Consider the following 19,498-nt stretch of genomic DNA (forward strand, 5'->3'; position numbering starts at 1 on the left):
GGGAGAATAGCTATGATTCCATTTAATAAGCCATATTTGACAGGCAAAGAGATGCATTATATGTACCAAGCGGTATATTCGGGCAAGATTTCGGGTAATGGAATTTATACCAAGAAATGTCAGAGCTTTTTTGAAGATCGCTATGATCTTAAAAAGGCTTTGTTGACTACCTCATGTACAGATGCATTGGAAATGTGTGCTTTGCTAATTGGTATAAAGCCTGGTGATGAAATTATAGTACCGTCTTATACTTTTGTATCAACGGCACTGGCATTTGTTCGACAGGGAGCCAAAATTGTTTTTGCTGATAGTAGAGGTGACCATCCCGGGATAGCTGAGGAATGTTTGGAATCGCTTATCACATCAAAAACAAAAGCTATTGTACCCGTCCATTATGCTGGGGTGGCCTGTGATATGGATAAAATAATGGATCTGGCCGATCAATATAATCTAATCGTGATAGAAGATGCCGCACAGGCTATAGAATCGACTTATAAAGAGAAGCCATTAGGTAGTATAGGGCATTTGGCGGCCTTTTCATTTCATGAGACTAAAAATATTATCTCGGGCGAAGGAGGGTTGCTGGCAATAAATGATGAACGCTTTGTTGGGAGAGCAGAGATTATTTGGGAGAAGGGGACAAACAGAGCTGAATTTTTCAGGGGAGAAGTAAATAAGTATGAATGGAAAGATACAGGTTCTTCATTTTTGCCATCAGATATGACGGCAGCATTCTTGTGGGCTCAGTTAGAGAATATCGAAGATATCCAAAAGCGGAGAAGATCAGTATGGCTTCGTTATCATAAGGAACTACGTTCATGGGCAGACTATAATAATATCCGCCAACCAATTGTTCCATTTTATGCCAGCAATAATGCTCACATGTACTATTTGTGTTTCCAGAGGGAGGCTGATAGGCAGCTTGTTATTGACCGCTTGAAATTACTGGAGATACACACAGTGTCTCACTATTTGAGCCTCTATAACAGTACCTATTGCAAGCAGCAGGGATATGATACTGATCAGGAACTGCCTATGAGCGATTATTATTCGGATTGTTTGCTACGATTACCGTTATACTTCGAGCTTGAGGATACTGAACAAGAGAAGGTTATAAAGGCATTAACAGCTATCAACCTTAAGAAAGAGACAATCATAACGGATAGAAAACATCAGAAGTTAGTAGCTAAGTCGACATAGATAGGGGGAGTAAAATTTACTCATGCCTGCATTGTGTTTGTAATTAATGCCTATACAACCAGTTGTAGCTCCCTATGAAAAGCTCTAATTGGAGTATTAATGATCAAATAAGAAGCTGGCACGTTTTTTGAGATCTCTGTACATGGTGAAATAAATAACTTTAGTTAGAGAGAAATACATTATGAAAATATTAGTCACTGGGGTAGCGGGGTTCATTGGGTTTCACACAGTAAGAAGTTTAATTAAAGAAAACCATGAGGTTGTAGGGTTAGATAATATCAATAATTACTACTCAACTTCATTAAAGTATGATCGCTTAAATGAATTAGGAATCATCAAGGGGACTGTTGAAGAAAATATTCTTATTGAAAGTTCAACAATCGGTAACTTTCGATTTATTAAAGCGGATCTTGAAAATAAGGATGTTATTAACGAACTCTTCCATCAAGAGGGGTTTGATGTGGTAATAAATCTGGCTGCCCAAGCTGGTGTTCGGCACAGTTTAAAGGATCCCTATCAATATATTGATAGCAATATTTCAGGTTTTCTGAATATCTTGGAGGCCGCTCGTCATTATTCTTTGCGGCACTTAATTTATGCTTCATCGAGCTCGGTATATGGAGCAAATACAAGTATGCCGTTTTCGACCAAGGACAATGTAGATCATCCTATGAGCTTATATGCAGCTACCAAAAAGGCTAATGAGTTAATGGCGCATACCTATTCTAATCTGTATGGCATTCCCACTACCGGATTACGTTTTTTTACGGTCTATGGTCCGTGGGGACGTCCCGATATGGCTTTGTTTCTTTTTACTAAAGCCATAATTGAAGATAAGCCCATCGATGTATTCAATTATGGGGATATGGAACGAGATTTTACGTATATCGATGATATTGTAGAGGGGATTAAACGTTTGGTTCCAAAGCCACCGACCCCCAATAAATCATGGACGGGGCTTGCACCTGACCCATCAACAAGTTTTGCTCCCTACCGTATCTTTAATATTGGCAATAGTCGTCCGGTTAAGCTCATGGATTTTATTGATGAGCTTGAGCATCAGCTTGGTTTTAGAGCCGAGAAAAATTTACTTCCCTTACAACCTGGAGATGTCCCCAAAACGTGGGCTGATGTGGATGATCTTTTTGAGTATATCAATTTCCATCCACAGGTGGGATATAAGAAGGGAATTGAACAGTTTGTGAAGTGGTATAAAGAATATTATTTGATCCCACAAAGTAAAGAGAGAGTACCGGTAGATGATGAGAAGGCAGCTCTAATTAACGGCTAATGAAAAAGGGGAAGAAATTAATTTTTCTTCCCCTTTTTACTTTGGTATCTAATCCCTACTACAATTTTTGTCTATGCTATGTAATGATGCCATGCATAAATAATGATCGCTAATCCAATGAAGTTAAGGATACTGATCGGGAGCATGCGTTTCCAACCTAATTTCATCACCTGGTTATACTTAAATCGTGGAATGGTCCATCGCACCCAGATGTAGACAAAAGCCCAAAAGAGCGTTTTAACTGTAAATACCGAGACATCTAAAATTGATTTTGCCATCGGACTCATTTCTGGCAACCAGTAACCTGCAAAGGGGAGGTGGTAACCGCCAAAGAAGAAAGTAGTAATTAACATACTGCCAATAACAACGTGCATATATTCGGCAAGAAAAAACATTCCAAACTTCATACTACTGTATTCAGTATGGAATCCACCAACGAGTTCTTGTTCGGCCTCAACCAGATCGAAGGGGGTTCGGTTTGCTTCGGCAAAGGCAGCTACAATAAAAATTACAGCTCCAATGGGATTACGGAAAATATTCCACCAAACTTCTTGCGAATTGACAACATCAATCATACTTAACGATCCTGTAAACAAAATACAGGAAGCAATAGCCATACCCATGGGCAATTCATAGCTAATCATTTGGGCGGCAGCGCGTAATCCCCCCAATAGAGAGTATTTACTGTTTGATGCCCATCCTCCAAGTGTAACTCCATAAACGCCTAATGAGTTGACAGCAAGTAAATAAAGAACTGCAGCATTGATATCTGTGGCATAAAGCCCATCCCCAAAAGGGATAACTGCTACCGTCATTAATGCGGTAATGACCGGAATCATAGGGGCAATGGCATGGACAGTCTTAAATCCACGAGCCGGGGTTACATCTTCTTTTAAAAGTAGCTTAACTACGTCAGCCAGGGGCTGTAAAATTCCGTATGGTCCAACTCGGTTAGGCCCCAAACGATTTTGGATCGCTGCCGAAATACGTCTTTCGGCGTAAACGGCAATAGCTGCTGAGTTCAACAGCATAAAGAGGGCAACTCCTAAAACGATATATGAGGTTGTTGTTACTGGTTCCATTAAAATTTTATTTATGCTTTAACTTCTTTCTGTTTGATGGGCAGTTGAACGCCTTTCTCTTCATCCATGCGATCATAAGACACATTACTGAGAACATCTAACGAGTTACTCAGTTCAGTGAAAATTTCGCGAGAGTGATTATACTCAAACTCCAATCCCAAGCGGTCTGCCAGTTTGTTCAAAAACTCCCAAAGGGGCAGGCAATCCACCTTGTTTTCTTCGCTTACCCAGTTGTCAAAGTTTGTACCAAAACGATCTAAACGACCTTCCGACATTTCTAAATTGAGTCGGCGGTTTGTATACTTCGTTTCTTTGGCAGGATAGGAGCGCTGAATGCGTCCATCCACGTTTACATAGCTTGCAGCATGTTCTGCGACACAAGTGATCGGGATAACCAAGTCGGAAGCTTTTGTAGTGTCACTAATATTGGTTGCGAGCGAGATAGTGTATGGGGATTCTAAATCTGATGAAGTGAGAACATCACGTCCTATTAAATCATCAGACAATATAATAACCACTTTTGCATCCGAAACCACCGATTGGATAGCTCCATCATCGGTTTCATCAAGATTAATAACACGGCAACCATTTGTATTAGGTGCCTGGTCATCAGTGATTAAGAATCCATCCCCAGATCCCGGAATTACATGGGGGGTGAATTTCGCATTGGAGACGCCCAGCAGGTTGAAAAATTTGTTAAACACATAATTTTCCTCAACTGAAGCATGGGGGCTTCCAACAATTGTTATGTCGCTCGGATCATTAGCTTCTATTACCTCTGCAAAAGTTTCAATTGCATTATTCCAAGAAGTATTAGACTGATTATTCTCATCGAGGGTAATAGACGGGCGATCAACGCGGTTTTCATTGAATAATTTATACGCATCACGACCGGCATCAGGCATCCAGTAATCATTGACGTCCTCATTTTGTCGAGGTGTGATGCGTAGAACCTCATTATCGCGGGTCCAAAGGTCAATATTGCAGCCTTTCCCATTTGTGATATCAATGCTTGGCGTTTGATTCATTTCCCAAACGCGAGCTTTAAATCGAAAATCGGTAGAAGTTAACGCGCCAACCGGACAGATATCCACCGTATTCATTGAATAGGGATCATCAAAGGTTTCTCCCGGTGCCGTCGTTGGATAGTTGCTATCCCCACGGTCAACAATTGTAAGCTGATTCGTTTCGCTAATTTCCTCAGTAAAACGTACACAGCGCGTACAATTAATGCATCGTTCAGCATCCAATGTAACACGAGGTCCTAAGTCAACATGCTTCGGTTTGTGAACTTTTTTAACCTCAAATCGACTGCCTTCCGGTCCGTATTTGTACGTCTGTATTTGCAGCGGACATTCACCGGCTTGGTCGCAAATAGGGCAATCCAGCGGGTGATTAATAAGAATAAATTCAAGATTATCCTTTTGAGCGCGTGCAATCTCTTCGGAAGTCTCCTGCGTATGTACAACCATGCCATCTTGCAGAGGGGTAGAACAGGAAGTTTGTGGCTTAGGAAACCAACGGATCTTACGATCTCCATTTTCATCCAGTTCAAATTCTCCCGTTTCACGATCTTTAACAGGAGTTCCCACTTTAACCATACATTGCCGGCAGTTTGCCGGAATCGACATGGATGGATGATAACAGAAAAATGGAACTTCCAATCCCTGATCCAGAATAAACTGGAGCAACATTGGTTGTCCTTCATATTCGTAACGCTTACCGTCTATAAATACTTCTGGCATAATGTTGAATAAATTTCAATTCACAAAGCAATTGCGATAGCCAACTAATTGACTATCACAATTTGTAATCTGTGATTTGTTATTTAGATCACGCTACAGCGTGAACAGATTTCTTACAACGTGCTTCAAATTCATCTCTAAAACGGTTGATAGTATGACGCACAGGCCATACCGCGGCATCAGCAAGAGCACAAATAGTACGGCCCTCCATCTGATTACCTACATCAAGAAGGAGATCAAGATCCTTCATTTCTCCTTCTCCGTCTTTAATCTTCTTCAATACCTTTTCTAACCAACCGGTACCTTCGCGGCAGGGCGTACATTGTCCGCATGATTCGTGATGATAAAAGTGAGCAATACGCCACAATACGTCAACCATGTCGGTATCTTCATCCATGACCACCATACCAGCTGTTCCCATCATGGATCCGGCATCTTTAAGTGAATCAGAATTCATCGTAACACCTTCAAGCTGATCGGCCCGGAGAACGGGAGTTGAAGATCCACCTGGAATTAAAGCTTTCAAATCTTTTCCACCGCGAATACCACCGGCTACATCATTAATCAAATCCATTACCGAAACCCCCGTTGGGTATTCATAAACTCCCGGGCGATTTACATGGCCAGATATGCCATAAAGTACAGGTCCAGGGTGTTCTTCGGCTCCAATATCTCCATACCAGTCAGCCCCGTTATTGATCACCAACGGTACATTAGCTAACGTCTCAATATTGTTGATGGTGGTAGGACGTCCCCATAATCCATTTTGAGCAGGGAAGGGAGGCTTTGTTCGTGGATAACCGCGTTTTCCTTCAAGCGATTCAAGCATAGCAGTTTCTTCACCACAGATATAAGCTCCGGCACCATACGTAACCTCCAAATCAATTGAGATGTCAGTGCCTAAAATATTTTCACCTAAATATCCTTTTTCATAGGCATCATTAACGGCCTCCTGGAACATCTCAACCCAAGAAATGTACTCTCCTCGGATATATACATAGATAGTGTCAATCGTCATCGCATAGGCTGCAATCAAAGCCCCTTCAATAAAAAGGTGCGGGTTGTACTCAAAAATCTTGCGATCTTTAAACGTACCCGGTTCTGATTCATCACCATTACAGGCCAAGTAGCGGGGGCCTCCGTCGGGATCGGGCATAAAGCTCCACTTTAGACCGGCGTTGAACCCAGCGCCGCCACGGCCGCGAATGTTAGCTTGTTTAACTTCTTCAACAACACTTTTACGCGACCAGGTATTTTGGTCATTAAAAATTTTCTTTAAAGCGTCATAGCCACCGTTTTCCTCATATACATCAATCTTTTGGAGATTGGGAATATCAGGAATAAGTAGTGGTTCGAATGATTTCCAGTCTTGAGCCATTATTCTGAGGCAGCTTGATTTCGTTTTTCTAATTCCGGCATTGCCTTGGATTCAAACTCAGGCATATTGCCGTTCTTAAGATTTTCTAAAAGAGTATCAACTTTCTCTTTTGTTAAATTATTGACGTATACGCCATTTGTGACCTGAAGCATAGGAGCATATCCACAGGCACCGAGGCATTCTACTTCATTAACAGTGAACATGCCATCATCGGTGGTTTCACCAGCTTGAATACCCAGCTCGTCTTCTAAGTGATGTAAAATATCATAGCCACCACAAAGTTGGCAACTAAGACAGGTACAAACATCAAGAACAAATTTCCCTTTTTCTTCTTTGTAATACTGTGTATAAAAGCGAGCAACTCCATGAACATGGGCTTTAGGTACATCAAGTGCTTCAGCCACCAAGTTTTGCACTTCGTCTTTTACGTGCCCGTATTTATTCTGGGCCAACCATAAAACACGTAACGTAGCCGCTTTTGCCGTAGGAAACTTGTCCTTGAGGCGTTCTATTTCGTCAAGTTCTTCTTGTGTAAATGACAATTCAGCCATTGAATTCTACTATCTTATATTTCGAAAAGTTGAGCTTGTTTAGCTCAAAATCTCACAATTAGTTCTATTTATCTGCTTCGCCCATTACTGGGTCAACACCACCGATAATAACTACGGTATCGGCAACGCTTTCTCCATCCAGCATATCTTCAAGTGCTTGTAAGTTCTTAAATGATGGAGAGTTGATTTTTAACCGCCACGGATGGCCGGTACCGTCACTTTGGATATAGTAACCAAGTTCCCCTTTGGGACCTTCAACAGCATGGTACGTTTCGGCACCTTCCGGGGGACAAATTCCGGTGTCAGTCATCATAAAGTCATGAATCATTCCTTCCATCGAGTAATAAACTTCATCTTTGGAAGGGTAGGCCTGCTTGGCGTTATCGGTTCTAACCGGTCCTTTTGGCAGTTTATCAAGACATTGTCGGATGATGCGAATACTTTCGTGCATTTCTTCCATCCGCACGTAATATCGGGCAAGGTTATCACCTTCCAGTCGTGTTGGTACTTCAAAATCCACTTCATCATACCGAGCATAGGGGGCAAAATCGCGAATATCATAAGCATAACCTGAAGCTCGCAAGGTAGGTCCCGTAGCTCCAATATCTAAGGCATCTTCAGTAGATAACACCCCAACCTCACGGTTACGATCAAAGAAAATTTTGTTTCTATCCAGCAGTCCGTGAAAATCTTTCAGCTCTTGTGGAAATTCATTTACAAAATTTTTGATCATGCCAAGCGCATCATCAGTAAGATCATTTGCGACTCCGCCAATACGTGCATGAGAAATAGTAAAACGGTGGCCACCAATATGATCAAAAATATCGTATAATTTTTCTCGTTCTCGGAAGGTCCAAATAAAGAACGAAACAGCACCAGCATCCATCACCATGGTACCCAACCAAAGTAGGTGAGAAGAAATACGTGCAAGTTCGCATCCAATCATCCGGATATAGTGGGCACGTTCGGGTACTTCAACATTGGCAATTTTCTCTACAGCGGTACAAAGAGCAACGTTATTGCTGTAGGGAGAAAGATAGTCCATGCGATCAGTATAAGGCATGAACTCTTGATAGGTTTTATTCTCGGCTATTTTTTCAACACCTCGATGCAGATAGCCGATGTCAATTTTGGCTTTTTCAATAAGTTCCCCATTGAGTTGAAGTATTAGTCGTAATACTCCGTGGGTAGCCGGGTGCTGTGGACCCATATTGAGTACCATTTTTGTACTCAGTGGATCCTCGTCGTCAAGCATTTCTACAGTTGTATGCTTGTCTTCAAGAGCCTGGTACAGTTTGTTCTGGTGCTCTTCAAAAAACTTTGAATCTAATTGATCAGTAATTTTAGTCTTATCCATAATAAAAACTACTCAGTGTCAGGTGTTGTGTTTGGCAGTTCAATAGAGCCGGGAACACCCAACAGTGGAAATTCTTTACGCATGGGATAAAAGTCGTAATCCTCCGGCATATAAATACGACGAAAATCGGGATGGTTATTAAATTTGATACCGAACATGTCATAGACTTCCCGTTCCATCCATGAAGCAGATTTCCAGATATCGGTTACTGAATCAAGTACGGGTTCTTCTTCGGGAAGCTGAACTTTGAGGAAGAGTACTTCGCGATTTCGCAAAGAGACCAGGTTATATACGACCTCAAAGCGATTTTCGGATGCAAATCGGTCAATCCCAAAGATATCGCTCAAGTAAATATAATGCAGTTTATTTTTAAGATAGCTGCATATGTCTACAATATTTTGGGGTTCTACCCGAATGAAAGTGTCACCGGTCGATTGGTAGACCTCAATAAAATCATCCGAAAATTCTTCGGTTAATTTATCTACCGTATGTTGTAGTGTGTCAGATAATTCTAATTCCATATTAAGTATCGAGCATTACGGAGTGTTCGGTACGAATCTTGTCTTGAATTTTCATCAAGGCATGTAAGAGGGCATCGGGCCGAGGAGGGCATCCAGAAATATATGCGTCAACAGGGAGGAAGTTGTCACATCCCTGAACGACTCCATAACAACGGTGCATGCCGCCGGTAGAAGCACAAGCTCCCATGGCAATACACCATTTAGGGTCTGGCATCTGATCCCAGATACGACGAATAGCATGAGCCATTTTATAATTGACCCAGCCGGCTACAATCATAACATCACTTTGCCGAGGAGAAAAACGCATTACCTCTGAACCAAAGCGAGCAGCGTCATATTTAGGTCCGGCAAAAGCCATCATCTCAATGGCGCAGCAAGCCAGTCCCATTGGCATTGGCCAAGCCGCATTAGATCGTGCCCAATTTGTAAGTGCATCAATTTTAGTGGTGAGAAAACCGTCACCAAGTGAACTTTCAATACCCATAAATGTATAGGCTAACTATGATTAATTAAACATTCCTTTCTTCATATCCCAGTCGAGCGTACCTACTTTAACGGTATAGAGTAGGCCAACAAAAAGAATCAGTATAAATACAACCATTGCTACAATTGTTCCTACTCCATACTCAAGAAAGTTGACCGCCCAGGGATAGATAAAAACAACTTCCAAGTCAAAAACGATAAATTCCATTGCTACTAAGTAGAAAGCGATAGAATAACGATCAGCTGCATCGCCAACAGGATCCATTCCGCTTTCGTATGGATCCAGCTTGTTTTTGTTCGGGCGATAAGGCCCCAGTAAACGGGATAAACTCATTAAAAGGATAGCCAGAACAACAGCAATACCGGCTAAAATTACAATAGGTAAATAATTCTCAAACATCGCTTAATAATATTGATTTTGGTCAGTCGGAAATTAGTAGCAATGGCTCGTAATGTCAATGAAAATAAGGCAAAGAATATATGACATCTGACTTTGAAAAGATATAAATTTTCGGACCCAATCTTATTTAAAATGAGTATATATAGCTGGCAAAAAAGTCTTTTCAACAGGTAGAATGAATCAGTGCACCCGTCGGATTCTCTTTTCGGATGTCATTATATTTTTCAGCAGCCTTACCAGTCTCTAATATATGAAATGTTATCTCATTTTCTTTGAGAAAATCGACTGTTTCATCACAAACTTGTAGCCGTTTATGAAAACCTTTTGAGAGTATAATTACTTGTGCGTTCTTATCAACCAGTTCTTCAACATCGGCCGGTTGTATTCCCGGTTGGTGATGGGTACCCGTTTCGTTCCAATCCCATTCTCGCGATCCTCCGGGAAATAGTTTTGCATCCTTATATATATGGTTGTCACCAACGTTAATCTTTCCCCATTCTATGGAATTAATTTTGGGTGATTCTGTTTTTATATCCATGAGGTGAAAAATCTTATCAGTAATTTTTAACTTACTCTTACTTATAAAATAGCTTTATTAAAGTTGGTTCTAAAGTTTACGGGTACCATAAAAATCAGTAAATTTACTATTCTTTAATAGTAGTAACTATTTCGAACGAAACTTTTATAGCATTGGATAAAATAAAGATGGATATATTAGGACTTTCGACGAGTCCAAGTAGTGGTGGGGCCTATGCGTTAATTTTGAATGAGATTGATGGTAATCGGCGCTTACCCATTATTATAGGAACGTTTGAGGCACAGGCTATTGCCTTGGAACTGGAACATATTAAGCCTCCACGACCTATGACACATGACTTACTAAAAAATATGATCCAGAATTTTGGTGCCAATGTTGATCAGATCTTTATTAACGATTTAAGTGAAGGTACGTTTTTCGCTAAGATTATTTATGAAGATAATGGCCAACAGATGGAACAGGATGCGCGTCCCAGTGATGCCATTGCTCTGGCTGTTCGTTTTGATGCCTCGATCTATGTAGCCAGTGAAATTTTAGAAGAAGCCGGTATTGTGTCGGAAGGGGAATCCAGTGGCGATTTGACTGCTTCCACACAATCACAAGATCAGCCCCAAGAGATGAGTAAGTTGGAACAACTTGAGAGCGAACTGCAAACCGCAATTGATACTGAAAATTACGAGAAGGCCGCCAGGTTGCGGGACAAAATCCAAAAATTAAAAGGTTAAGTGTTGCAGATTACCGATTATTCGTTCGAACACCTTCCATTTTCGGAGCTATTTAAAACATATGTGCAGAGTTTTGATACGTTAAGTGATTTTTTTGAAGTCAACCCCTTTGATGCGGAAGCTGTCCGGAAAAAAGCGCAACAGTTTGAGTTTAAGGGAGACCGAGAGGAAATAGGGGCTTTTCTTCAAGAATTTAATGCTCCGTTTGATGTCCATGAGGCAGCTAAAGAAAATATTGAACGGCTCAAATCAGATGATGCCCTTGCCATAGTAACGGGCCAACAGCTGGGGGTTTTGGGTGGGCCATTATATACAGTATTTAAAACACTTGGTACAATCCATCAGGCCCAAAAATTAGAGCGAGAGTTAGACCGACCGGTTATTCCTGTTTTTTGGTTGGCAGATGAAGATCATGATTATGATGAGGTTCGAAAACTGACTGTTATTGATGATGAAGAGCATAAAACATTTTCATTACCACCTCTTAATGATCATTTGCCAACGGTCGCAGAAATCGCACTTCCCGAAGACATATCTGAGCTCAAAAAAGAATTAAAGCAAGTACTTTATAATACTGATTTCTCAAATGACCTTTGGGGCCTGTTGGATGAAGCCTTTAAGCCGGGCAACACTTTTTTAAAAGCATTTGGCCTATTGATAAGTCGCTTATTTTCCAAACACGGGTTAGTTCTTGCCGGGAGCAATCACCCCAAGGCAAAAATGCTTACGACAGAGTATCTAAAAACTTCTGTAAAAAAGGCTGATCAAATACGAGAAAAGCTGCAAGCTAAAAGTGAGGCTATTGGTCAACGGTATCACCAGCAGGTTACCCTGTATGATTCCAATTTATTTTATTTGGATGAGGAAGCCGGACGGACAAAAATCAGTCGCAATGGACAAGGATGGAAGGCAGATAGCTATAATACGTGGGAGTTAGAGCAACTTACTGATGAAATTGAGTCACATCCCGAACGTTTTTCCCCTAATGTATTTATGCGTCCCATTTTGCAAGATGCTTTGCTTCCTACTATTGGCTATGTAGCGGGACCGGGAGAAACGGCATATTACGGACAGATGAAATCGATGTATGAGTGTTTTGGGCTTTCCATGCCCATCATTTTTCCACGTTTTAGTGCCACGTTGATTGAACCAGCCATTGATCGAATTAGTAATGAGTTGCCATTTGAATTTCATGAGTTTGGCAATCGAATTGAGGATTTAGAATCGGATTACGTTTCAAAAACGGACCAGCATGATATTGAAGGAATTTTTAAGGAATGGATGGAGCCCGTTGAGGAGTTGACGGATCAGAAGAAAAAGGATATAAAGGAAATTGATCCAACGCTGGAAGCAGCGGCCGAAAAGGCAACCTCTATTTATATTAATGAACTCAACAAGTTGAAAGGCAAGGTGTACCGATCGGTTAAAAAACAGGACCAAACGCAACTTAACCGTATCCGAAGGATTAAAGCCAACTTATATCCTGGGGATGGTCTGCAAGAGCGAACGTTAGCTGCCATCTTTTTTATGAATAAGTATGGCGTTGATTTGTGGGATAACCTGTTGGATGCATTTGATGAAAATGAAGACTTTGATCAACATAAATTAGTTTACTTATAGTTGTGGAGACTGCTGAAAACAAAGAAGAACTTCGACAACAGTTATTAGCGCAACGAGAGGCTATTTCAGAGCCGGAGTTTTATGGCGCATCGGCAACGATCATCGAAAAGCTAAAAGAGCAGAAAGAATATCAGCAAGCGCAGACTATACATTGTTATGTGTCAATCAACAAGCGCCGTGAGGTTGAAACGAAGGCACTGATCTGGGAGATGATCCAAAAGGGCAGAGAGGTGGTTGTGCCGGTTACAAATATGGATGATGGAACGCTTACCCACATTCGATTGCAATCTTTTGATGATTTGGAAGAGAACAAATGGGGAGTCTTAGAGCCTGCCACAGGAGTGGAAGTATCTCCCCAAGAATTAGAGTTGGTGATTGTCCCAATGGTAGGTGCTGATCGTAATTGCAATCGAATAGGGTATGGAAAGGGGTTCTATGACCGATTTTTAGAGGAGCTTAATTGTCCAACAGTTGGATTGATTTTTGATCGGAATGTAGTTGAAAGTATTCCCACAGAAAGTTTTGATGTTCCGTTAGAGAAAATCATTACTGAAAAACGTATTTTGAAAAAATAACATTGCTAATTGTAACACCGATATACTCTTTTGCGTATCAGGCGATGTTAATAAATAATCCTTGGGCATTAAAAGTTATGGCTGATCAAACAAAACGACGATCCAGGCAACAGGCAGATTCACTCATGGACTTTGAGGCTCATGAGTTGCAAGCTACCATGCAGGAGTTTTTAAAAGAAGAAAAGAAGTCGAACACCAATATCTGGAACTTTGCTACCATTGCAGGCATAGCCATGTTTTTTGTAGCGATCGTCTATATTTTTCAGATGATCGGTTTGTCAATCGGTCCGGATGTTTCTGGAGTCGTTGGAGTTTTGCCTCTTATTGGTGGTATTATTGTAACCCTTGTTGGTTTTGGGTTCTTCGTGAGAGACCGGAAGAAGAAAAAGAAAAACCAGACTGCTGAAAGTTTTGATTATGACTATGATTACGACTTTGAAGAAAATACGGGCAGTAAAGAAGAAGAGGGTTTTACATTAGAAAATGATTTGGGTTCCAAAGGCAAAAGCAATGATGAGAAAAAGTCATCAACAAAAGAGCGTTTTGATCGGTATGCTTTTTCAAAGAGTAAAAAATTATATCGATCACGAACAGACAAAAAGATTGCGGGTGTTTGTGGTGGATTGGCAAAGTATTTTGGTATTAACGCCGGGGTTATCAGGGCTCTTTTTGTAATTACTCTTTTCGCAGCCGGGGGGACGTCTCTTCTTATATATATAGCTCTTGCTATTGCATTAGATAAAGAGCCGCCGGAAATGATGGATGATTTCAATTTTTAGGCTTTTTCGTAAGCATCTCATTGGAGAACTTGGAGGAAAGGAATTCATTACTGGGAGATGATTGTTATATTCACAGAAATATTTCTTGAATATAAAATATGTGAATGTGTTTATAACCTTTGAAGGGATTGATGGTAGTGGCAAATCAACGCAGATAGCCAATTTAAAAAAACGTTTCGAGCAAAAGGGAACAAAAGTACATGTTTTTCGAGATCCCGGCGGACCTGTGGTTTCGGAAAAGGTTCGAGAGTTATTATTAAATCCCAATTATGATATTGATCCGGTTACCGAATTATTACTGTTTTCTGCATCGCGATCCCAGTTAATGGCAGAAAACGTACTTCCACATTTAGAAGAGGGAGAGGTGGTTATCCTGGATCGTTTTTTCGATTCCACTACGGCCTATCAGGGATATGGCAGAAACTCCGTTTCAATAGATGAAATTCATCATCTCAACAATATAGCGAGCCATCAGCGTGAGCCAGATCTTACTATTTACATGAAGTTATCTCTGGCAGATGCTAAAAAACGGATGGCAAAAAGGAAAGACCGGATGGAGTTGTCGGGAGATGACTTTTATAAAAAAGTTATTGAAGGGTATGATAAGTTGGCAAATCAAGAGAAGCGCTTCTTTACGGTAGATGCTACAAAGCCTGCCTCAAAAGTAGGTGACTGTATTTGGGAGCATGTGCAGCAGTTGTATAAGAATAGAAATCGATAGAAAAATTTTGAAATAGCCCCTAAAGCGTTTGTATAAGTATTATTCAAAAAAAGCCTCTTAATTCTAAGAATGAAATTTATTGCTGAAAACAGATAAAATGCTTATATTTATTGCATTGTGGATTAACCCTATTACAAAATTGAAAATCTGCTTTTGAAATCTTTCAATTTTTAATTTTAACCAACTCTGAAGTATAAATTATGGCGCACGAAAGAATTGACGTTGACCTGCCTTTAGCCAAAGTCTATGAATACTTAAGTGATCCCACTTACTTTCCTCACTTCTTCGAACGTATTGAAAAAGTCAACAAAATAAATTCACAGACATTCGAATTTGCTACTACTCTTGGTAGTGAGAATTTCGAATGGACTACCAACATCATTGATGACCTGCGCAATACACGATTCGCATGGATTACAATCAATGGTAATTTAAATCAAACCGGAACAATTCGTTTTACTCCGCTTGATAATGGTGAGCGAACTCGTGTCGATTTTAGTTTAGATTATCGTACTTTTTATGGAGAGCCGGATGAAGAGTTAGCCAATTTTATTCAAGGGCTTCCTGCTCAAATGAAAAAGGATCTTCAGCGTTTTAAGGAAGAGGCTGAAGATGGTACTTTTAAGCAAAAAGCTGATGATACGCTTGCAGCAATTGAAAAAGAAGAGGCTGAGGCTGAAGAAGAGGCGGCAGCATAACCAATAGATTTAATTGGGAATATTAGGAATGCGCACTTTTTAGTGCGCATTTTTTTTGTCTGATAAAATTATAATGACCCTTTCTGACTTTAAGAAAAGCGACAAAAGCAATACGCCATTTTATGCTTTGTTGGGATATCCAATTGAGCATAGTTGGTCTCCACTGATGCATAACTTGGCACTGAAGTATCATAATATAGAAGCGCAGTATGTTGCCATAGCTGTGCAGAATAATGAGCTTAATGAGTTGGCGGCTTTTTTTAATGAGGAGAATTTTTTAGGAGCTAATATTACGATTCCATATAAAGAGATTCTGATGGATTATTTGGATAGTATTGATCCATCTGCCAAAGCTATTGGCGCTATTAATACTATTGTGAAAAATGATTTTCAGTTAAGGGGTACCAACACTGACTATAAGGGGTTTAAGGCTCCACTTCTGGACTATGAATATGAGCTTGATGGAAGTTCTGCCATTGTGTTTGGTACTGGGGGCGCTTCACGTTCTATTGTTGTTGCACTTCGCGACATGGGATTGTCACGAATTTATTTAGTTTCTCGTTCCCCGGGATCGAATTCATCTTCTTGGATTAATCGCAAAGATGTGGAATTAATCTCTTATAATAACTGGACATCCTTTTTGGATGATACATTTCTTATTGTAAATGCTACACCGTTGGGGATGCATCCCGATGTTAACCAATCCCCGGTTCGTGAGGCAGAAAAATACTTCTTGCAGGATCGTATATGTTACGATATCGTATATAATCCCCTTGAAACAAAATTTCTAAAACAGGCTAAAGAAGTGGGAGCACAAACGATTAATGGGTTGGAGATGTTAATTCAACAGGGGAATAAGTCGTTTGAATTATGGACAGGAAAATCATTTCCGATTGATAAAATTCGTAAAAGACTCCATGAAAGAATTAAAAACTGAGTTTGAATGTATTAGGCCTCAATTACTTGAGGAGGACGAAAGTGTAGGGGCTTGGTTTACCTTAAAAAATGCTGACTATGTCAGTGCTGGGCAATCTATTGCGGGACTTAACCTTGGTTTTAACACCCCCGAAAGCAAAGAAGTAATAGCCCAAAATCGGTTGGCGTTACTTCAAAGTCTTAATATTGATTCGGAATGGACTGCTTATGCTGATCAGGTACATAGTAACCGTATACAAGTTGTTTCGGAGGGAGGAACGTACCCCTCAACAGACGGTTTAGTAACAAAAATCCCCGGGCTGACGCTTGCTATACAGGTTGCCGATTGTGCAGCTGTGTTACTATGGGATTCCTCCAATAATGTCATTGCAGCCTTACATGCCGGGTGGCGTGGCGCTGCCGGTAATATTGTACCTCGGGGAATAGAAGAAGTGGTAAGGCAGGGCGGAGAAACTAAGCATTTAAAAGCTTTTGTAAGTCCATGTATATCACAAACAAACTTTGAGGTAGGAATAGAGGTTGCCGAACAATTTCCTGATCGATTTGTTGATGCTACAAATTTTGAAAAGCCACACATCGATTTAAAGGCTTTTATAAAAGATCAACTGACAAGTGCTGGGATTTCCAAACACAAGATAGAAATACGACCGGAGTGTACTATTGATGATGCTGGTAAGTTCTATTCCTTTCGAAGGGAAGGGAAGAATAGTGGGCGGATGATGGCCTTAATATCAATTCAAAAATAAAGTTACGGTATACTGTGAGAGTCTCTTATGCTCCCGGATATTATGCGCCTATCCCAGAGGATCATATTTTCCCGATGAAGAAGTTTACGGGATTACATCGTTATTTGCTGGAGCAGAATATTCTAAATGCAGCTGATGTAATAGCTCCCTCCATGGTTGATATGGTAAACTTGCAGATGGTACACAGCTCAGCTTATGCCAATGGAATTATGAATGGGGCTTTGGGAGACAAAAAGTTACGGCGGTTGGGCCTTCCATGGTCAAAACGGTTGGCTATTCGTTCGCGTCTGGCAGTACAAGGTACCATTAACGCAGCGATTATGGCTTTAGAAGATGGGATTGCCGGAAACTTAGCGGGAGGAACGCATCATGCCATGCCTGATTTCGGGGAAGGATTTTGTGTGTTTAATGATGTAGCCGTAGCTATCCATGTGTTGCAGCAGTCGATGTGGGCAAAGAAAATTTTAGTGATTGACTGTGATGTCCATCAAGGAAATGGAACGGCAGAAATTTTTAAGGATAACGCGGATGTCTATACGTTTTCGCTGCATGGCGAAAAGAATTATCCATTTAAGAAACCACCTTCTACGCTTGATATTGGGTTGCCGGATGAAACAGGAGATAAAAAATACCTGCAAATCCTTGGCGATGCACTGGATAAAATTTTTCAAGATTTTTCGCCCGATTTGGTATTTTATCTGGGAGGTATTGATCCTCTTGAAACAGACCATTATGGTCGCTTGTCGTTATCACTAAATGGATTAAAACAGCGCGATCGAATCGTAATTGAAAAAGTTGTTGGCGAACATTTACCATTGGTTTTATTACTTTCGGGGGGATATGCTCCAACGCTCAAAGAAACGGTGTTAGCACATGCTTTGATGTATAAAATGGCGAAAGAAGTCGGATATTAGAGCGATCAAAACGACTTCGAAAATCATTCTGAGTTCTATCTCATTTTATCTATCTTCAGAGCTATTTTTGAACTGAATTGCCGCTTTTGAAACAAAAGAATATTGTCATATTGGGTTCCACCGGTTCTATCGGTGAGCAAGCGTTAGATATTGTCAGGGCACATCCTGATCGGTTTCGTGTATTGGCTATCAGTTGCAACAGCAGTTGGGAAAAACTGTTGAGGCAGGCGCAGGAATTTGTCCCAGAATATGCTCTTATCGGATCAGAAAAATATGTAGATAGGTTCAAAGATGAACTGCCTGATGAAACTGAATTACTGGTCGGCAGTGATGCACTGTTACAACTGGCTACCCTTAATGACGCTGATGTGATTTTGAATAGTTTAGTAGGCTACTCGGGATTTGATCCTACGGTTGAGGCTATCAAAGCGGGTAAAAAAGTAGCATTGGCAAATAAAGAATCTCTTGTCGTTGGCGGAGCGTTAATCAACGAATTATTGGGTGATAATCGAGAACAGCTTATCCCGGTGGATTCTGAACATAGTGCCATGTTGCAGTGTTTGGTGGGCGAATCTGTCGATCAAATAGAACAATTAATTATTACCGCCAGTGGCGGTCCGTTTCGTTCATGGACGAAAGAACAGATGAAGGAGATTACAGTTGAGGATGCCCTGGATCATCCCAATTGGTCGATGGGGGCCAAAATTACCATCGATTCGGCCACGATGATGAACAAGGGACTTGAAATTATTGAAGCCCACTGGCTTTTTGATATTCCACTGGAGAAAATTGAGCCGGTTGTTCATCCCCAAAGTATTATTCATTCGGTTATTACTTTTACTGATGGATCCAGTAAAGCACAATTAGGCCCGCCAACAATGAAAGTGCCTATTTTATATGCACTAACATATCCCGATAGAATTACTCTTGATGCCCCACGATTAGATTGGCAATCAGCTTTTGATCTCAATTTTGAACCGGTTGATTATGATCGTTTTCCCTGCTTACGTTTAGCTATTGAGGCCATTAAAGAAGGAGGTTTAGCCCCAGCTATTTTAAATGCGGCTAATGAAGTGGCTGTTGCTCGCTTTCTAAAAGAAGAAATTACGTATATTGAGATTCCTAAGGTTATAGAATCGTGTTTAGAACAATTAAATAATTCTGAATCTGTTACGTTAGAATCACTGAAAAATATAGACCAACGAGCCAGAAAGCTGGCATTAACTATTTAAGTACTT

Annotated in this window: 21 protein-coding genes; 12 read left to right on the top strand and 9 right to left on the bottom strand. The window is 40.6% G+C overall.

The genetic code is table 11. From position 1 onward, the window contains the following. Positions 1-12 precede the first annotated feature (12 nt). Both rffA and AAFH98_RS10450 read left to right on the top strand, forming a co-directional pair. Positions 13-1,200, top strand: coding sequence for a dTDP-4-amino-4,6-dideoxygalactose transaminase (rffA, locus tag AAFH98_RS10445; RefSeq protein ID WP_342522653.1), 1,188 nt, complete (start codon positions 13-15; stop codon positions 1,198-1,200). Between the two features lie 181 nt (positions 1,201-1,381). Next, the gene (locus tag AAFH98_RS10450) at positions 1,382-2,491 is read left to right on the top strand and encodes an NAD-dependent epimerase (RefSeq protein WP_342522654.1); all 1,110 of its coding nucleotides are present in this window, start codon (positions 1,382-1,384) and stop codon (positions 2,489-2,491) included. 71 nt (positions 2,492-2,562) lie between these two features. Here the strand turns inward: AAFH98_RS10450 and nuoH are convergent, their stop codons facing one another. The 9 genes from nuoH to AAFH98_RS10495 all read right to left on the bottom strand — a co-directional run bounded on the left by nuoH (position 2,563) and on the right by AAFH98_RS10495 (position 10,546). Beyond that, on the bottom strand, positions 2,563-3,573 hold the full coding sequence (gene nuoH / locus AAFH98_RS10455; RefSeq protein WP_342522655.1) for an NADH-quinone oxidoreductase subunit NuoH: 1,011 nt from the start codon (positions 3,571-3,573) through the stop codon (positions 2,563-2,565). Positions 3,574-3,584: 11 nt separating this feature from the next. Beyond that, the gene (locus tag AAFH98_RS10460) at positions 3,585-5,318 is read right to left on the bottom strand and encodes an NADH-quinone oxidoreductase subunit G (protein ID WP_342522656.1); all 1,734 of its coding nucleotides are present in this window, start codon (positions 5,316-5,318) and stop codon (positions 3,585-3,587) included. 88 nt (positions 5,319-5,406) lie between these two features. Beyond that, the gene (nuoF, locus tag AAFH98_RS10465; protein WP_342522657.1) at positions 5,407-6,696 is read right to left on the bottom strand and encodes an NADH-quinone oxidoreductase subunit NuoF; all 1,290 of its coding nucleotides are present in this window, start codon (positions 6,694-6,696) and stop codon (positions 5,407-5,409) included. Further along, positions 6,696-7,247, bottom strand: coding sequence for an NADH-quinone oxidoreductase subunit NuoE family protein (locus tag AAFH98_RS10470; RefSeq protein WP_342522658.1), 552 nt, complete (start codon positions 7,245-7,247; stop codon positions 6,696-6,698). Before AAFH98_RS10470 ends, nuoF begins: the two co-directional genes overlap by 1 nt. A 64-nt stretch (positions 7,248-7,311) precedes the next feature. Then, entirely contained in the window at positions 7,312-8,604 is a 1,293-nt protein-coding gene (nuoD, locus tag AAFH98_RS10475; RefSeq protein WP_342522659.1) for an NADH dehydrogenase (quinone) subunit D, read from the bottom strand. Between the two features lie 8 nt (positions 8,605-8,612). Continuing rightward, entirely contained in the window at positions 8,613-9,125 is a 513-nt protein-coding gene (locus AAFH98_RS10480) for an NADH-quinone oxidoreductase subunit C (RefSeq protein WP_342522660.1), read from the bottom strand. 1 nt (position 9,126) lies between these two features. Further along, positions 9,127-9,609 (bottom strand): NADH-quinone oxidoreductase subunit B, encoded by a 483-nt coding sequence (locus AAFH98_RS10485; protein ID WP_342522661.1) that lies wholly within the window; start codon positions 9,607-9,609, stop codon positions 9,127-9,129. Positions 9,610-9,630: 21 nt separating this feature from the next. After that, the gene (locus tag AAFH98_RS10490; RefSeq protein WP_342522662.1) at positions 9,631-10,008 is read right to left on the bottom strand and encodes an NADH-quinone oxidoreductase subunit A; all 378 of its coding nucleotides are present in this window, start codon (positions 10,006-10,008) and stop codon (positions 9,631-9,633) included. A gap of 163 nt (positions 10,009-10,171) precedes the next feature. Next, positions 10,172-10,546: an Mth938-like domain-containing protein gene (locus tag AAFH98_RS10495; protein WP_342522663.1), complete on the bottom strand. Its 375-nt coding sequence runs from the start codon at positions 10,544-10,546 to the stop codon at positions 10,172-10,174. A 167-nt stretch (positions 10,547-10,713) separates the two neighbouring features. Between AAFH98_RS10495 and AAFH98_RS10500 the strand changes: the two genes are divergently transcribed. The 10 genes from AAFH98_RS10500 to AAFH98_RS10545 all read left to right on the top strand — a co-directional run bounded on the left by AAFH98_RS10500 (position 10,714) and on the right by AAFH98_RS10545 (position 19,492). After that, positions 10,714-11,271 (top strand): bifunctional nuclease family protein, encoded by a 558-nt coding sequence (locus AAFH98_RS10500; protein WP_342522664.1) that lies wholly within the window; start codon positions 10,714-10,716, stop codon positions 11,269-11,271. A 3-nt stretch (positions 11,272-11,274) separates the two neighbouring features. Continuing rightward, entirely contained in the window at positions 11,275-12,891 is a 1,617-nt protein-coding gene (gene bshC / locus AAFH98_RS10505; protein ID WP_342522665.1) for a bacillithiol biosynthesis cysteine-adding enzyme BshC, read from the top strand. A 2-nt stretch (positions 12,892-12,893) separates the two neighbouring features. Continuing rightward, positions 12,894-13,466 (top strand): 5-formyltetrahydrofolate cyclo-ligase, encoded by a 573-nt coding sequence (locus tag AAFH98_RS10510; RefSeq protein WP_342522666.1) that lies wholly within the window; start codon positions 12,894-12,896, stop codon positions 13,464-13,466. Positions 13,467-13,543: 77 nt separating this feature from the next. Next, positions 13,544-14,245, top strand: coding sequence for a PspC domain-containing protein (locus AAFH98_RS10515; protein WP_342522667.1), 702 nt, complete (start codon positions 13,544-13,546; stop codon positions 14,243-14,245). Between the two features lie 106 nt (positions 14,246-14,351). After that, positions 14,352-14,966 (top strand): dTMP kinase, encoded by a 615-nt coding sequence (tmk, locus tag AAFH98_RS10520; protein ID WP_342522668.1) that lies wholly within the window; start codon positions 14,352-14,354, stop codon positions 14,964-14,966. 200 nt (positions 14,967-15,166) lie between these two features. Next, on the top strand, positions 15,167-15,664 hold the full coding sequence (locus tag AAFH98_RS10525) for an SRPBCC family protein (protein ID WP_342522669.1): 498 nt from the start codon (positions 15,167-15,169) through the stop codon (positions 15,662-15,664). 55 nt (positions 15,665-15,719) lie between these two features. Next, positions 15,720-16,601, top strand: a complete 882-nt coding sequence (locus tag AAFH98_RS10530) for a shikimate dehydrogenase (RefSeq protein ID WP_342522670.1) — start codon at positions 15,720-15,722, stop codon at positions 16,599-16,601. Continuing rightward, on the top strand, positions 16,582-17,346 hold the full coding sequence (pgeF, locus tag AAFH98_RS10535; protein ID WP_342522671.1) for a peptidoglycan editing factor PgeF: 765 nt from the start codon (positions 16,582-16,584) through the stop codon (positions 17,344-17,346). Before AAFH98_RS10530 ends, pgeF begins: the two co-directional genes overlap by 20 nt. Before the next feature lie 14 nt (positions 17,347-17,360). Beyond that, positions 17,361-18,260 carry a histone deacetylase family protein gene (locus tag AAFH98_RS10540; protein ID WP_342522672.1) on the top strand — a complete coding sequence of 300 codons (900 nt, stop codon included), beginning with the start codon at positions 17,361-17,363 and terminating at the stop codon, positions 18,258-18,260. An 86-nt stretch (positions 18,261-18,346) separates the two neighbouring features. Beyond that, on the top strand, positions 18,347-19,492 hold the full coding sequence (locus AAFH98_RS10545; RefSeq protein WP_342522673.1) for a 1-deoxy-D-xylulose-5-phosphate reductoisomerase: 1,146 nt from the start codon (positions 18,347-18,349) through the stop codon (positions 19,490-19,492). Positions 19,493-19,498 lie beyond the last annotated feature (6 nt).

The organism is Fodinibius sp. Rm-B-1B1-1 (assembly GCF_038594945.1).
In the GTDB taxonomy this organism is placed as follows: domain Bacteria; phylum Bacteroidota; class Rhodothermia; order Balneolales; family Balneolaceae; genus Fodinibius; species Fodinibius alkaliphilus.

Excerpts from the sequence above, each read along its gene's own strand:
- rffA (WP_342522653.1), top strand. The coding sequence starts at position 13 with ATGATTCCATTTAATAAGCCATATTTGACAGGCAAAGAGATGCATTAT.
- AAFH98_RS10450 (WP_342522654.1), top strand. The coding sequence starts at position 1,382 with ATGAAAATATTAGTCACTGGGGTAGCGGGGTTCATTGGGTTTCACACA.
- nuoH (WP_342522655.1), bottom strand. The coding sequence starts at position 3,573 with ATGGAACCAGTAACAACAACCTCATATATCGTTTTAGGAGTTGCCCTC.
- AAFH98_RS10460 (WP_342522656.1), bottom strand. The coding sequence starts at position 5,318 with ATGCCAGAAGTATTTATAGACGGTAAGCGTTACGAATATGAAGGACAA.
- nuoF (WP_342522657.1), bottom strand. The coding sequence starts at position 6,696 with ATGGCTCAAGACTGGAAATCATTCGAACCACTACTTATTCCTGATATT.
- AAFH98_RS10470 (WP_342522658.1), bottom strand. The coding sequence starts at position 7,247 with ATGGCTGAATTGTCATTTACACAAGAAGAACTTGACGAAATAGAACGC.
- nuoD (WP_342522659.1), bottom strand. The coding sequence starts at position 8,604 with ATGGATAAGACTAAAATTACTGATCAATTAGATTCAAAGTTTTTTGAA.
- AAFH98_RS10480 (WP_342522660.1), bottom strand. The coding sequence starts at position 9,125 with ATGGAATTAGAATTATCTGACACACTACAACATACGGTAGATAAATTA.
- AAFH98_RS10485 (WP_342522661.1), bottom strand. The coding sequence starts at position 9,609 with ATGGGTATTGAAAGTTCACTTGGTGACGGTTTTCTCACCACTAAAATT.
- AAFH98_RS10490 (WP_342522662.1), bottom strand. The coding sequence starts at position 10,008 with ATGTTTGAGAATTATTTACCTATTGTAATTTTAGCCGGTATTGCTGTT.
- AAFH98_RS10495 (WP_342522663.1), bottom strand. The coding sequence starts at position 10,546 with ATGGATATAAAAACAGAATCACCCAAAATTAATTCCATAGAATGGGGA.
- AAFH98_RS10500 (WP_342522664.1), top strand. The coding sequence starts at position 10,714 with ATGGATATATTAGGACTTTCGACGAGTCCAAGTAGTGGTGGGGCCTAT.
- AAFH98_RS10515 (WP_342522667.1), top strand. The coding sequence starts at position 13,544 with ATGGCTGATCAAACAAAACGACGATCCAGGCAACAGGCAGATTCACTC.
- AAFH98_RS10525 (WP_342522669.1), top strand. The coding sequence starts at position 15,167 with ATGGCGCACGAAAGAATTGACGTTGACCTGCCTTTAGCCAAAGTCTAT.
- pgeF (WP_342522671.1), top strand. The coding sequence starts at position 16,582 with ATGAAAGAATTAAAAACTGAGTTTGAATGTATTAGGCCTCAATTACTT.